The organism is Pseudomonas arsenicoxydans (assembly GCF_006438915.1).
Lineage (GTDB): Bacteria > Pseudomonadota > Gammaproteobacteria > Pseudomonadales > Pseudomonadaceae > Aquipseudomonas > Aquipseudomonas arsenicoxydans_A.
The window spans coordinates 303,487-316,711 of the sequence record NZ_RCZE01000001.1 but is presented as its reverse complement, the minus strand read 5'-3'; the positions used below and the strand labels follow the sequence as shown (position 1 = coordinate 316,711).

11 protein-coding genes are annotated in these 13,225 nt (G+C 60.2%); 6 read left to right on the top strand and 5 right to left on the bottom strand.

The genetic code is table 11. The features are described from left to right. Positions 1-51 precede the first annotated feature (51 nt). Together hemB and ppk1 are read left to right on the top strand one after the other, a co-directional pair. Entirely contained in the window at positions 52-1,065 is a 1,014-nt protein-coding gene (hemB, locus tag EAH78_RS01435; RefSeq protein ID WP_140664575.1) for a porphobilinogen synthase, read from the top strand. 18 nt (positions 1,066-1,083) lie between these two features. Next, entirely contained in the window at positions 1,084-3,312 is a 2,229-nt protein-coding gene (gene ppk1 / locus EAH78_RS01430; RefSeq protein WP_140664571.1) for a polyphosphate kinase 1, read from the top strand. A gap of 186 nt (positions 3,313-3,498) precedes the next feature. On the opposite strand, the gene ppx is transcribed toward ppk1, so the two are convergent. The 5 genes from ppx to EAH78_RS01405 form a co-directional block, all read right to left on the bottom strand. Then, complete coding sequence (gene ppx, locus EAH78_RS01425; protein ID WP_140664567.1) at positions 3,499-5,001, bottom strand: exopolyphosphatase; 1,503 nt, start codon at positions 4,999-5,001, stop codon at positions 3,499-3,501. A 236-nt stretch (positions 5,002-5,237) separates the two neighbouring features. Beyond that, positions 5,238-5,975, bottom strand: coding sequence for an amino acid ABC transporter ATP-binding protein (locus EAH78_RS01420; RefSeq protein ID WP_140664564.1), 738 nt, complete (start codon positions 5,973-5,975; stop codon positions 5,238-5,240). Beyond that, entirely contained in the window at positions 5,962-6,612 is a 651-nt protein-coding gene (locus tag EAH78_RS01415; protein ID WP_140664561.1) for an amino acid ABC transporter permease, read from the bottom strand. Before EAH78_RS01415 ends, EAH78_RS01420 begins: the two co-directional genes overlap by 14 nt. Next, positions 6,609-7,277, bottom strand: a complete 669-nt coding sequence (locus tag EAH78_RS01410; RefSeq protein ID WP_140664558.1) for an amino acid ABC transporter permease — start codon at positions 7,275-7,277, stop codon at positions 6,609-6,611. Before EAH78_RS01410 ends, EAH78_RS01415 begins: the two co-directional genes overlap by 4 nt. Before the next feature lie 21 nt (positions 7,278-7,298). Next, a complete protein-coding gene (locus tag EAH78_RS01405) occupies positions 7,299-8,084 on the bottom strand; it encodes a transporter substrate-binding domain-containing protein (RefSeq protein ID WP_140664554.1) in 786 nt (261 codons plus the stop codon). Positions 8,085-8,340: 256 nt separating this feature from the next. Here EAH78_RS01405 and EAH78_RS01395 point away from each other — a divergent pair, with 256 nt between their 5' ends. From EAH78_RS01395 to EAH78_RS01380, 4 genes are all read left to right on the top strand, one after another. After that, positions 8,341-9,048 carry a FadR/GntR family transcriptional regulator gene (locus EAH78_RS01395; RefSeq protein ID WP_140664551.1) on the top strand — a complete coding sequence of 236 codons (708 nt, stop codon included), beginning with the start codon at positions 8,341-8,343 and terminating at the stop codon, positions 9,046-9,048. A 120-nt stretch (positions 9,049-9,168) separates the two neighbouring features. Beyond that, a complete protein-coding gene (gene trxA, locus EAH78_RS01390) occupies positions 9,169-9,498 on the top strand; it encodes a thioredoxin TrxA (protein ID WP_140664548.1) in 330 nt (109 codons plus the stop codon). A 247-nt stretch (positions 9,499-9,745) separates the two neighbouring features. After that, positions 9,746-11,005, top strand: a complete 1,260-nt coding sequence (rho, locus tag EAH78_RS01385) for a transcription termination factor Rho (protein ID WP_007942421.1) — start codon at positions 9,746-9,748, stop codon at positions 11,003-11,005. A 147-nt stretch (positions 11,006-11,152) separates the two neighbouring features. After that, positions 11,153-13,156, top strand: a complete 2,004-nt coding sequence (locus tag EAH78_RS01380) for an acyltransferase family protein (protein ID WP_140664544.1) — start codon at positions 11,153-11,155, stop codon at positions 13,154-13,156. Positions 13,157-13,225 lie beyond the last annotated feature (69 nt).

Here is a 13,225-nt window from a genome sequence, read left to right as displayed (position 1 = left end):
GCCGCTTATAACTGTCACGCTCGCCCGCCAGCGCGGGCTCAGGAGTCTGCCGTGAGCTTTACCCCCGCCAACCGTCTGTTCCCCGCAACACGCCTGCGCCGTAACCGTCGTGATGATTTTTCGCGTCGACTGGTCCGTGAAAACGTTCTGACCGTCGATGACCTGATCCTGCCGGTGTTCGTCCTGGACGGTGAAAACCGTCGCGAAGCGGTGGCTTCGATGCCAGGCGTCGAACGCCTGAGCATCGACCTGTTGCTGGAAGAAGCGGCCAAATGGGTGGAGCTGGGGATTCCGGCGCTGGCGCTGTTCCCGGTCACGCCACCGGAGCTCAAGACTCTGGATGCCGCCGAAGCCTGGAACCCGAACGGTATCGCCCAGCGCGCCACTCGCGCCTTGCGCGCTCAGTTCCCGGAGCTCGGTGTGATCACCGACGTTGCCCTTGACCCGTTTACCACCCACGGTCAGGACGGCATCATCGACGAAGAAGGCTACGTGCAGAACGACATTACCGTCGATGCACTGGTTCGGCAGGCCCTGTCCCACGCCGAAGCGGGCGCCCAAGTGGTGGCCCCCTCGGACATGATGGACGGTCGCATCCAGGCGATCCGCGAAGCCCTCGAGCTGGCCGATCACGTCAATGTGCGGATCATGGCCTACTCGGCGAAGTACGCCAGCGCCTATTACGGCCCGTTCCGCGATGCGGTCGGTTCGGCGCTGAACCTGGGCAAGGCCAACAAGGCCAGCTATCAGATGGACCCGGCCAACAGCAACGAAGCCCTGCACGAAGTGGCGGCGGACTTGTCAGAAGGTGCGGACATGGTCATGGTCAAGCCAGGCATGCCGTACCTGGACATCCTTTACCGGGTCAAAGAAGAATTCAAAGTGCCGACGTTTGTTTATCAAGTCAGCGGCGAATACGCCATGCACATGGCGGCGATCCAGAATGGCTGGTTGAGCGAAGGGGTGATTCTCGAATCCCTGACCGCTTTTAAACGTGCAGGCGCCGATGGCATCCTGACTTACTTTGCCGTCCGCGCCGCTCAACTGTTACGAGAGCAAAAATAGCCCTCCCAGGAACATTTCATGAATACCGAAGGACTGACTGACGTTGCCGTAAAAGAGGCTCAACCCCTGGTCGAGCAAATCGCCGAAACCCCGCCGGAGCTGGAGCCTGCTCCGCCCGCGGTGGTGGCTGAAACCGCTACCGCAGTGGCGGCGCCGGCGATATCCATTCCTGGTCTGGATGACAGCAGCCTGTACATCCACCGCGAGCTCTCGCAACTGCAATTCAACATCCGTGTGCTGGAGCAGGCGCTGGATGAGTCCTATCCGTTGCTGGAGCGGCTTAAGTTTCTGCTGATCTTCTCCAGCAACCTGGATGAGTTCTTCGAAATTCGTGTCGCGGGCCTGAAGAAGCAGATCACCTTCGCCCGTGAACAAGCCGGCGCCGATGGCCTGCAACCGCATCAAGCCCTGGCCCGGATCAGCGAGCTGGTGCACGGTCACGTAGACCGCCAGTACGCGATCCTCAACGACATTCTGTTGCCGGAACTGGAAAAACATCAGGTCCGCTTCATCCGTCGTCGTCACTGGACCACCAAGCTCAAGACTTGGGTTCGCCGCTATTTCCGCGACGAGATCGCGCCGATCATCACCCCGATCGGCCTCGACCCGACGCACCCGTTCCCGTTGCTGGTGAACAAGAGCCTGAACTTCATCGTCGAGCTTGAAGGCGTTGACGCCTTCGGTCGCGATTCCGGCCTGGCGATCATCCCGGCGCCGCGTTTGCTGCCTCGCGTGATCAAAGTGCCGGAAGAGGTCGGCGGCGCCGGCGACAACTATGTGTTCCTGTCGTCGATGATCCACGCCCACGCCGATGACCTGTTCCAGGGCATGAAGGTCAAGGGCTGCTATCAGTTCCGCCTGACCCGAAACGCCGACCTGGCGCTGGATTCCGAGGATGTGGAAGACCTGGCCCGCGCGCTGCGCGGCGAACTGTTCTCGCGTCGCTACGGTGACGCAGTGCGCCTGGAAGTTGCCGATACGTGCCCGAAACACTTGTCCGACTACTTGCTCAAGCAGTTCAACCTGCACGAGACCGAGCTGTATCAGGTCAACGGTCCGGTCAACCTGACCCGCCTGTTCAGCATTACCGGCCTGGACAGTCAGCGAGCGCTCCAATACACGCCGTTCACCCCGCAGATCCCGAAACTACTCCAGAACAGCGAGAACATCTTCAGCGTGATCAGCAAGCAGGACATTCTGCTGCTGCACCCGTTCGAGTCATTCACCCCGGTGGTCGACCTGCTGCGCCAGGCCGCCAAGGACCCGCACGTATTGGCGGTCCGCCAGACGCTGTACCGTTCCGGCGCCAACTCGGAAATCGTTGATGCGCTGGTCGATGCCGCGCGTAACGGCAAAGAGGTCACCGCGGTGATCGAATTGCGTGCGCGCTTCGATGAAGAGTCCAACCTGCAACTGGCCAGCCGTCTGCAAGCGGCCGGTGCGGTGGTGATTTACGGTGTGGTCGGCTTCAAGACTCACGCCAAGATGATGCTGATTCTGCGTCGCGAAGCCGGCGAGATCGTGCGTTACGCGCATTTGGGAACAGGCAACTACCACGCGGCCAACGCCCGCCTGTACACCGACTACAGCTTGCTGACCTCAGACGACGCCTTGTGCGAAGACGTCGGCAAGCTGTTCAGCCAATTGATCGGCATGGGTAAAACCCTGCGCATGAAGAAGCTGCTGCACGCGCCGTTCACGCTGAAGAAGGGCATGCTCGACATGATTGCCCGGGAGACACAGTTCGCGCTCGACGGCAAACCGGCGCACATTATCGCCAAGTTCAACTCGCTGACCGATCCGAAGATCATTCGCGCGCTGTACAAGGCCAGCCAGTCGGGCGTGCGCATCGACCTCGTCGTACGCGGCATGTGCTGCCTGCGCCCGGGCATCGCCGGGGTTTCGCACAATATCCATGTGCGCTCGATCATCGGTCGCTTCCTGGAACACACCCGGGTCTTCTACTTCCTCAATGGCGGAGACGAACAGATGTTCCTCTCCAGTGCCGACTGGATGGAGCGCAACCTCGACAAACGCGTCGAGACTTGCTTCCCGGTGGAAGGTCGCAAGCTGATTGTGCGGGTCAAGAAAGAGCTGGAGCTGTACCTCACCGACAACACGCACAGCTGGAGCCTGCAGTCGGACGGTCGTTACATCCGCAACACGCCGACCGGCAACCAGAACCCGCGCAGTGCGCAGGCGACATTGCTGGAGCGTTTGGGCAGTCCGATCCTGACGGTGCGTTAACGCGAATCAATAGGGCAAAAAAAGGGCGATCCATGTGGATCGCCCTTTTTCATTCAGTTGAGTACCTGTGGCGAGGGAGCTTGCTCCCGTTGGACTGCGCAGCAGTCCCCTGCTTTTTGGGTGAAGAAGGGGCCGCTTCGCGACCCAGCGGGAGCAAGCTCCCTCGCCACAGTGATGGTGTAGGTCTTAGCGGGCGTTCAGGACAATGTCGACGCGGGTGAGCCATTCGGCTTCGATGGCGAAGTCGGCCTGGGTCAGTTGGTTGTCGTCCAGCCATTGGTCCGGGAACACCACCTCCAGGCTGTTGCCATTGGCGTGAAGTTCTACTTGAGGCATTTGCTGCGTGCCGCGGATGTGATGGAACAGGATCGCGAAACGCAGCAGCACGCACAGGCGAATCAGCTTTATGCCGTCATCGCCGAACTCGGCGAATTTATCCTTGGGAATGTTGCGTCGGTGACCACGCACCAGCAGCGCGAGCATTTGCTGGTCCTCGCGGGAGAACCCGGCCAGGTCCGAGTGCTCGATCAGGTAGGCGCCATGCTTGTGGTACTGATAGTGAGCGATGTCCAGCCCCACTTCGTGGACCTTGGCTGCCCAGCCGAGCAGTTCGCGCCAGACACCGTCATCCAGATCCCAATCCTTGGCCACTTGATCGAACGCGTGCAACGCCTTGCGCTCGACCCGCACCGCTTGTTCCTGATCGACGTGATAACGCTCCATCAGCGAGCTGAGCGTACGCTCACGGACGTCTTCGTGATGATGGCGGCCTAACAGATCGTAGAGCACGCCTTCACGCAGGGCGCCTTCGCAGTGGTCCATGCGCTGGAGTTCGAGGGCGTCGAAAATCGCCTCTAGAATCGCCAAACCCGCCGGGAAAATCGCCCGGCGGTCGGGCTTGATGCCGTCGAAGTCGATTTTCTCGACGTCGCCGAGCTTGATCAGTTTGCGTTTGAGCCACGCCAGGCCCTCGGCGTTCACTTCGCCAGTGCCGTGGCCGCCGGCCTTCAGCGCCAGGCCGATCGCACGGATGGTGCCTGAGGAGCCGATGGCTTCATCCCAGGTCAGGCGGTGCAGGGCGTGCTCGATGCTCATGATCTCCAGCCGCGCCGCGGTGTACGCCTGGGCGTAACGGGCCGGGGTGATCTTGCCGTCCTTGAAATAGCGCTGGGTGTAGCTGACGCAGCCCATTTGCAGGCTTTCGCGCAGCAGCGGCTCGAAGCGCTGGCCAATGATGAATTCGGTACTGCCGCCGCCGATGTCGGCCACCAGGCGTTTGCCCGGGGTGTCGGCGAGGGTGTGGGACACGCCGAGGTAGATCAGGCGCGCTTCTTCACGGCCGGAGATGACTTCCACCGGGTGACCGAGGATGTCTTCGGCGCGGCGGATGAATTCGGCGCGGTTACGGGCCTCGCGCAGGGCGTTGGTGCCGACGATGCGCACGGCGCCCGGGGGCATGCCGTTGATCAGTTGGGCAAAGCGCTTGAGGCAGTCGAGCCCGCGCTGCATGGATTCTTCGTTGAGCTTGCGCTCCTCGTCGATGCCCGCGGCCAGCTGAACCTTCTCCCCGAGACGCTCGAGAATGCGGATTTCGCCGTTCTGGGCCTTGGCCACGACCATGTGAAAGCTGTTGGAGCCCAGATCGATTGCGGCGATCAGGGACAGATTCTTGGCTTGGGATTGCGGCATGGTCAGGGGGTCTCGGTCGATAACCTCGACATCGTGCCACGATCAAAGGCTGGCGCCAACGCGCAGTGTTCAAAGCGTTGATCCAGCACAACCCTGTGGCGAGGGGGCTTGCCCCCGTTGGGCTGCGAAGCGGCCCCCAAACCATTCATCGCGGTGTGCCAGATGAGGCGGGGCGACGGCTATGACGACTGCTGCGCAGCCGAACGGGGGCAAGCCCCCTCGCCACAGGGGGTTGTTCAGACCGCCGCTTCGACGGAGCCAATGAAATTGGCCAACTCCGCCGTCTGCGGATTGGCAAACACTATCTTCGGATCCCCCACCTCATGCACCTTGCCCTGATGCATGAACACCAACTTGTCCCCAACCTCCCGGGCAAAGCGCATTTCGTGGGTGACCATGATCAGTGTCATCCCGTCCCTGGCCAGCTTCCGAACCACGCTCAGCACTTCATTGACCAGCTCCGGGTCCAGCGCCGAGGTGATTTCATCGCACAGCAACACCTTTGGCGACATCGCCAGCGCCCGGGCGATGGCGACGCGCTGTTGCTGCCCGCCAGACAGCCGATCGGGGAAGGCATCAAATTTTTCCCCCAACCCGACGCGTTCCAGCATCTGCCGCGCCAGTTCGGCAGCTTTGGCTTTGGGGACTTTTTGCACCACTTGTGGCGCGAGCATCACATTTTCGCCCACGGTCAGGTGCGGGAACAGGTTGAATTGCTGGAACACCATGCCGACTTTCTGCCGCAGGCTGCGCAAGTCCGCACGGGCGGCGTCGAGGTATTCGCCGTCAACTTCGATCACGCCGTCGTTGATCGACTCCAGGCCGTTCAATGTGCGCAACAACGTGGATTTGCCCGAGCCGCTACGGCCGATGATCGCCACCACCTGGCCTTCCTCAACGCTCAGGTCGATGCCTTTGAGTACATGGTGGTCGCCGTAATATTTATGCAGGGCGGAAATTCTAAGCAGAGGCATGCAGTCTCCTTTCCAGGTAGCGCGCGCTGAGGGACAAGGGGTAGCAGAGCAGGAAATAACCGAGGGCAACCAGGCCGTAAACCATGAACGGTTCGAAGGTGGCGTTGGCGAGCATGCCGCCGGTCTTGGTCAGTTCGGTGAAACCGATGATGGACGTCACGGCGGTGCCTTTGACCACTTGCACCGAAAACCCCACGGTCGGCGCCACGGCGATCCGCAGTGCTTGCGGCAGGATCACGTAACGCAGTTGCTCCAGTGGATTGAGCGCCAGGCTTGATGACGCTTCCCACTGGCCGTTGGGGATCGAGTCGACGCATCCGCGCCAGATCTCCGCCAGATACGCGCTGGTGAACAGCGTCAGGGCCAGCGCCGCCGCCATCCATGGCGAAATGTCGACACCGGCCAGGGCGACGCCGAAGAACACCAGGAATAGCTGCATCAACAGCGGCGTGCCCTGGAACAGCTCGATGTACGTGCGGGCGATGTTACGCGGCAGGGATTTTTTCGAAATGCGCATGACCATGATCAGCAAACCGATCAAGCCGCCGCCAATAAATGCCACCAGTGACAGCGCCAGGGTCCATTGCAGGCCCGTGAGCAAGTTGCGCACGACGTCCCAAAAGGTGAAGTCGCTCATTGGCTGCTCCTGGCGATGTAGCGGCGCCCGATCCAGTTCAGCAACTGGCGGATCAGCAGCGCCATGCACAGGTAAAGCAGGGTGGTCAGGGCATAGGTTTCAAAGGCGCGGAAGTTGCGCGATTGAATGAAGTTGGCGGCGAAACTCAGTTCTTCGGTGGCGATCTGCGAGCAGACGGCCGAACCCAGCATGACGATGATGATCTGGCTGCTCAGCGCCGGCCAGACTTTGCCCAAGGCCGGCAGCAAGACCACGTGACGGAACGCTTCGAAGCGGTTCATCGCCAGGGCGGCTGCGGCTTCAAGCTGCCCGCGGGGGATCGCCTGGATGCCGGCACGGATGATCTCGGTGGAATAGGCGCCCAGGTTGATCACCATCGCCAGCACGGCGGCCTGCCATTCCGAAATCTGCACACCCAGTGAGGGCAATCCGAAAAAGATGAAAAACAACTGCACCAGAAACGGGGTGTTGCGGATCAGCTCGACGTAAACCCCGAATATCGTTGAGAACGGGCGAATGTTCCACGCCCGCACCAGCGCCCCGACGATGCCCAGACTGACGCCGAGCACAGCGCCAATGGCTGTCAGTTCAAGGGTGAACAGCGCACCGCGCAGCAACAGGTCGGTGTTTTGCACCACCGGCAGAAAGTCGAACTGATAAGCCATGCTCAGTCTCCTTGGCGAAAATCAGAGATCGGCCGGCAACGGTTCTTTCAGCCAGGTCCGGGAGTTTTTCTCCAGTGCGCCATCCGTCTTGGCGGTGGCGAGGATCTGGTTGACCTTGCCCAGCAGCGCCGGCTCGTTCTTGTTCACACCCACGTAGACCGGCGAATCCTTGAGCTTCACTTTCAGCGCGGGCACACGTTTCGGGTTTTTCTCGCTGATCGCCACCATCACCACGTTGCCGCTGGCGATCAGGTCAACCTGGCCGGCGAGGTAGGCGGCGATGGTCGAGTTATTGTCTTCGAAGCGCTTGATGGTCACGCCTTCCGGGGCCACCTTGGTCAGCTCGATGTCTTCGATGGCGCCACGGGTGACGCTGACGGTTTTACCCTTGAGGTCGTCCAGGCTTTTGATGTCGGCGTCTGGCGGACCGAACACGGCCAGGTAGAACGGCGCGTAGGCGCTGGAGAAGTCGATGACTTTCTCGCGCTCAGGGTTCTTGCCGAGGCTGGAGATCACCAGGTCCACCTTGCCGGTGGTCAGGAACGGGATGCGGTTGGTGCTATTGACCGGGGTCAGTTCGAGTTTCACCTTGAGCTGATCGGCCAGCAGTTTTGCGGTGTCGATGTCCAGTCCGCGCGGTTTCATGTCCGGGCCGACCGAGCCGAACGGCGGGAAGTCCTGCGGCACGGCGACTTTGAGAACGCCGCGTTTGACCACATCCTCCAGACCATCGGCGTGGGCGGGGGCCTGGCTCAGCATCAGGCTGGCAAACAAGGCGGCAAGGAGGGCGCTGTAACGCTGGGTCATGGCAAATCTCCGGATCGGCGAAAAGTAAATGCTGCGGATCGACAGAGCACGGGCCATGCCAAGAGTCGGATTTCGGGGGCGCAGACCACGGGTTTACTGGCATTGATCGGTCTTACTGGTCTGAACAGTCAGGTCGTATTTCGCACCCCGATAGCGCATCGCCGGAAACGACCGAACCCCCATGGGGCACGACTTGCCGGGCGTCGCGATTAGCTTTACAACTGAGCGCTCATTGGCCTGGCGTGTTTGAAAAACCATGAATTCGATCTCCCGTGCCGTTCCTGAAGTGGCCCTGCAGGCCATCCGTAAATTGATCACCGAGCAAGGCTTCGGGCCGGGCGATGCCTTGCCCTCGCAGCGGGACCTGGCGGTGCAGTTGGGGGTCAGTCGGGCGTCATTGCGAGAGGCGTTGTCGTCGCTGAGTGCGCTGGGCGTGATCAGTATCCAGCCCGGCAAAGGTGTGTTCGTGCAGGCGCCGGTGGACCTGTCGCGTGACGAGGCGGGGGTCAACTGGCCGTTCGCTGCCCAGGCCTCGCCGCTGGATATCTTCCAGTTGCGGTATGCCCTTGAGGGTTTTGCCGCCGGTTTGGCGGCAATCACCTTGAGCACACAAGAGCTGGATGCGCTGGAAGACAATGTCGCGGCCATGCGCCAGGAATTGAAGGCCGGCGACTTCGAGGCGGCGGCGCGGCTGGATTTCGAATTTCACCGGCGCATCCTGCTGGCCAGCGGCAATCAGGCGATGCTGAGCATCCTGACCGCCAGCGCCGAGATCTTTCTGGAGAGTCAGAAGCTACCGTTCATCCGGGCTGACCGGGCCATGGAAACCTGGCAGGAACACCGAAAAATCCTCCGCGCGCTGACTCGACGGGCCTCAGGCGCTGCGCAGAAAGCCATGCATGAACATGTACGAAACGCGGCGCTGCGTACAGGGATTGCCTTCGTCGCTCCCGCCACCTCATGACTTGAGCTATACCCAAACTCATGGACCACCATAGCGAGACTCAATCAACTGCACCTTCCTGAACGAAGGAAGGGCGGCTATGATGGGCCACGTTTTTTTGCTTACAACCTGGAGACTTCCATGAGCAGCGATCTTATCAAACACGTTAGCGACGCTAGCTTCGAGGCTGACGTACTCAAGGCCGAAGGCGCTGTACTGGTCGACTACTGGGCTGAATGGTGCGGCCCATGCAAAATGATCGCTCCTGTTCTGGACGAGATTGCTGAAACCTACAAAGGCAGGCTGACCGTTGCCAAGCTGAACATCGACGAAAATCAGGAAACCCCGGCCAAGCATGGCGTGCGTGGTATCCCGACCCTGATGCTGTTCAAGAACGGCAACGTTGAAGCGACCAAGGTCGGCGCACTGTCGAAGTCGCAACTGGCTGCCTTCCTCGACGCCAACATCTAAGCGTCGATCAAAGCGCCATCAAAAAGGCCCCGCACATTGCGGGGCCTTTTCGTTATTCAGGGCTAGACGCTCCGAAACTCAGGTGGTACATTCGGCCCCGCACTGGTTTCTCCATTGCCCCCTGCTAGCCGTCGCCGACGCACTCCTTTTCGAATAAGTACGCGATTCTGTCGCCTTCTCTGCGGCGCGGCCTCATTAAGCCAAAAGCTTAATTTCCCCCCTCCATAAATGATTACGTCATTCCTATATGAATCTGACTGAACTCAAGCAAAAGCCGATTACCGAACTGCTCGAATTGGCCGAACAGATGGGCATAGAAAATATGGCCCGTTCGCGCAAGCAGGACGTGATTTTCTCCCTGCTCAAAAAGCACGCTAAAAGCGGCGAGGAAATCTCCGGTGATGGCGTGCTGGAGATTCTCCAGGACGGCTTCGGCTTCCTGCGCTCCGCTGACGCTTCCTATCTCGCCGGCCCAGACGACATCTATGTCTCGCCGAGCCAGATCCGCCGTTTCAACTTGCGCACCGGTGACACCATCGTTGGCAAGATCCGCCCTCCAAAAGAAGGCGAGCGTTATTTCGCGCTGCTCAAGGTCGACACGATCAACTACGATCGTCCCGAGAACGCGAAAAACAAGATTCTCTTCGAGAACCTGACCCCGCTGTTCCCGACCGTGCGCATGAAGATGGAAGCCGGCAACGGTTCCACTGAAGACTTGACCGGTCGTGTCATCGACCTGTGCGCCCCGATCGGCAAAGGCCAGCGCGGTCTGATCGTTGCACCGCCCAAAGCCGGTAAAACCATCATGCTGCAGAACATCGCAGCGAACATCGCCCGTAACAATCCTGAAGTTCACCTGATCGTGCTGCTGATCGACGAACGTCCGGAAGAAGTAACCGAAATGCAGCGCACCGTGCGCGGCGAAGTGGTTGCCTCGACGTTCGATGAGCCGCCAACCCGCCACGTGCAGGTTGCCGAAATGGTGATCGAGAAGGCCAAGCGACTGGTCGAACACAAGAAAGACGTGGTGATCCTGCTCGACTCCATCACCCGTCTGGCTCGTGCCTACAACACCGTGATCCCGAGCTCCGGCAAAGTGCTCACCGGTGGTGTCGATGCCCACGCCCTGGAGAAACCGAAACGTTTCTTCGGCGCCGCGCGGAACATCGAAGAAGGCGGTTCGCTGACCATCATCGCCACCGCGCTGGTTGAAACCGGCTCGAAGATGGACGAAGTGATCTACGAAGAATTCAAAGGCACCGGCAACATGGAACTGCCTCTGGACCGTCGTATCGCTGAAAAACGCGTCTTCCCTGCGATCAACATCAACCGTTCCGGCACCCGCCGCGAAGAGTTGCTGACCGCCGACGACGAGTTGCAGCGTATGTGGATCCTGCGCAAGCTGCTGCACCCGATGGACGAAATCGCTGCCATCGAGTTCCTGGTCGACAAGCTGAAAACGACCAAGACCAACGACGAGTTCTTCTTGTCGATGAAGCGTAAGTAAGACGGTTTTTTAAACCGCTAAAAATGGCGTCCTTCGGGGCGCCATTTTTTTTGCAAAAAAAAGGAAGGTTTGCGACAGCGGTTTGTCAGTACAGAAGCGAATTGGGCCTGCGACCCAAACAACTTCAACTGACTGGCATTTCTGTTTATGAGCACGCTTGCTTATCGAAGGGACATCGACGGCTTACGCGCTATCGCGGTGATTGCGGTGGTGCTGTTCCATTTTGGTGTTCCCGGCTTCACCGGCGGCTTCGTCGGCGTAGACATCTTTTTTGTGATTTCCGGCTACCTGATCACCTCGATCATCTGGAACCAGCGCCGGGCTGGGCGTTTCAGCTTTGTGGATTTCTGGGCGCGTCGTGCGCGGCGGATCCTGCCGGCGCTGTTCGTGATGATTCTTGCGGTGCTGGCGGTGGGCTGGTTTCTGATGGCGCCCAAGGATTACGAAGAGCTGGGCCGCTCGGTGCGCTACCAGGTGATGTTCGTTTCCAACCTCCTGTTTATGCGTCAGGACGGCTATTTTGATGTCGCTTCCGACCTTAAACCGTTGCTGCACACGTGGTCGCTGGCGGTTGAAGAGCAGTTCTATATTGTCTTTCCGCTGTTGCTGACAGTGCTGTCGAGTCGCCTCAAACATTGGCGACTGGCGTTGTTCGGTGTGTTGCTGGTGTCGTTCGGGCTCAGCGTCTGGGCCGTGGCGCATCATCCCGAGAAAGCCTTTTTCCTGTTACCGATGCGCGCCTGGGAGTTGTTGGCCGGCGCCATGCTGGCGGTTGCGCCAAGAACCGGTTGGCGTTTGACCTCTACGGGCGCGCAAGTGGTGAGCCTGGCCGGCTTCGCTCTGATTCTGCTGGCTGTGTTCTGCTATGACAAAAGCACGCCATTTCCCGGTGCAGCCGCATTGCTACCGACGCTGGGCGTGGTGGCGCTGATCTGGGCGAACGGCCATCGGCAAACCCTGGTCGGTGGATTGCTCGCCAGCCGTGTGCTGGTCGGGCTCGGGCTGATTTCCTATTCCTGGTATCTATGGCACTGGCCGGTGTTTGTCTTTGCCAGCTACGCCAGCGTCGATGAGCCAGGCCCGATTGATACCGCTGGATTGATTCTGCTCAGCCTGGTGCTGGGTTACCTGTCGTGGCGATTCGTCGAGACGCCGTTCCGCGAGCGGCGATTGTTGGCGGGACCTCGGCAGATTCTGCTCGCGGCGGCGTGTGGTGTGCTGGTGCTGGGGCTGGCCGGGCAAACGTTGCGCTGGACCGATGGTTTGCCTGCGCGCCTGCCTGACCAGGCCTTGCAGTTCGCCAAAGCGAAAGAGTGGCGCCCGGAACTGATGCGCTGCCTGGCCAACGACAAAACTCCTGACGACAAGCTCTTTTGCCATTACGGGACAGCAATATCGACCGTTACAAAGGCGCTGGTATGGGGCGACAGTCATGCCACGGCGTTGATTCCGGTATTCGACGACGGCGCGCAAAAACACGGCATCAACGTAATACTCGCCAGTTCCCCGGGCTGCATTCCGGTTGAAGGGCTTGAGCACGATGCGCCATGTGCCCGGTTCAACCGCCGGGTTGAACAGGCATTGAAGCCGAAATCGGTGGGCGATGTGGTGCTGGTCGCGCGCTGGAGCCTGTATCTGTATGGCGATGTGAAAGGTGATCTTGGGCATGTGCTGCGCGATTCCCGTGGCCGTTACGACCGGGCGATCGCCGAGCAGCGCCTCGCCGAAGGGTTACAGGCAACCGTCCGGCAGCTGCGCAATGACGGGCATCGCGTCTGGCTGGTCAAGGAAGCGCCGCTGCAACAGTTCAGTCCACCTTACCGCCTTACCCGCTTGGCCATGTTGCATCGTCCAACCGATGACGTTGGGTTGCCGGTGACCGAGCACTTCAAGCGTCAGGCCTTCATCAGCCAGTTGTTTGCGCAAATAGCCGCAAGCAATCCCGGCGTAACCGTGGTCGACCCCGCGCCGCTGCTGTGCGATGACGAAGGTCTTTGCCGCGCCGAACTCGACGGTCATTCGCTGTACACCGACGACAATCACCTGTCCGAGGTCGGGGCACGGTTCGTCGCGCCGGCACTTGAGCCGTTGTTCAGGCACCTGCAAGCCCGGGCAACACTGGGCAATGGCAACCCAAATGCGGCCAGGTAATCAGCGATAAGCTGCCAGCGGACGGCAGAGCAGGTAGGATGTACGCCTATTTTAGGGGTGCCATCGTCA

Excerpts from the sequence above, each read along its gene's own strand:
- EAH78_RS01415 (WP_140664561.1), bottom strand. The coding sequence starts at position 6,612 with ATGAGCGACTTCACCTTTTGGGACGTCGTGCGCAACTTGCTCACGGGC.
- rho (WP_007942421.1), top strand. The coding sequence starts at position 9,746 with ATGAATCTGACTGAACTCAAGCAAAAGCCGATTACCGAACTGCTCGAA.
- ppk1 (WP_140664571.1), top strand. The coding sequence starts at position 1,084 with ATGAATACCGAAGGACTGACTGACGTTGCCGTAAAAGAGGCTCAACCC.
- EAH78_RS01395 (WP_140664551.1), top strand. The coding sequence starts at position 8,341 with ATGAATTCGATCTCCCGTGCCGTTCCTGAAGTGGCCCTGCAGGCCATC.
- EAH78_RS01405 (WP_140664554.1), bottom strand. The coding sequence starts at position 8,084 with ATGACCCAGCGTTACAGCGCCCTCCTTGCCGCCTTGTTTGCCAGCCTG.
- EAH78_RS01420 (WP_140664564.1), bottom strand. The coding sequence starts at position 5,975 with ATGCCTCTGCTTAGAATTTCCGCCCTGCATAAATATTACGGCGACCAC.
- ppx (WP_140664567.1), bottom strand. The coding sequence starts at position 5,001 with ATGCCGCAATCCCAAGCCAAGAATCTGTCCCTGATCGCCGCAATCGAT.
- EAH78_RS01380 (WP_140664544.1), top strand. The coding sequence starts at position 11,153 with ATGAGCACGCTTGCTTATCGAAGGGACATCGACGGCTTACGCGCTATC.
- trxA (WP_140664548.1), top strand. The coding sequence starts at position 9,169 with ATGAGCAGCGATCTTATCAAACACGTTAGCGACGCTAGCTTCGAGGCT.
- EAH78_RS01410 (WP_140664558.1), bottom strand. The coding sequence starts at position 7,277 with ATGGCTTATCAGTTCGACTTTCTGCCGGTGGTGCAAAACACCGACCTG.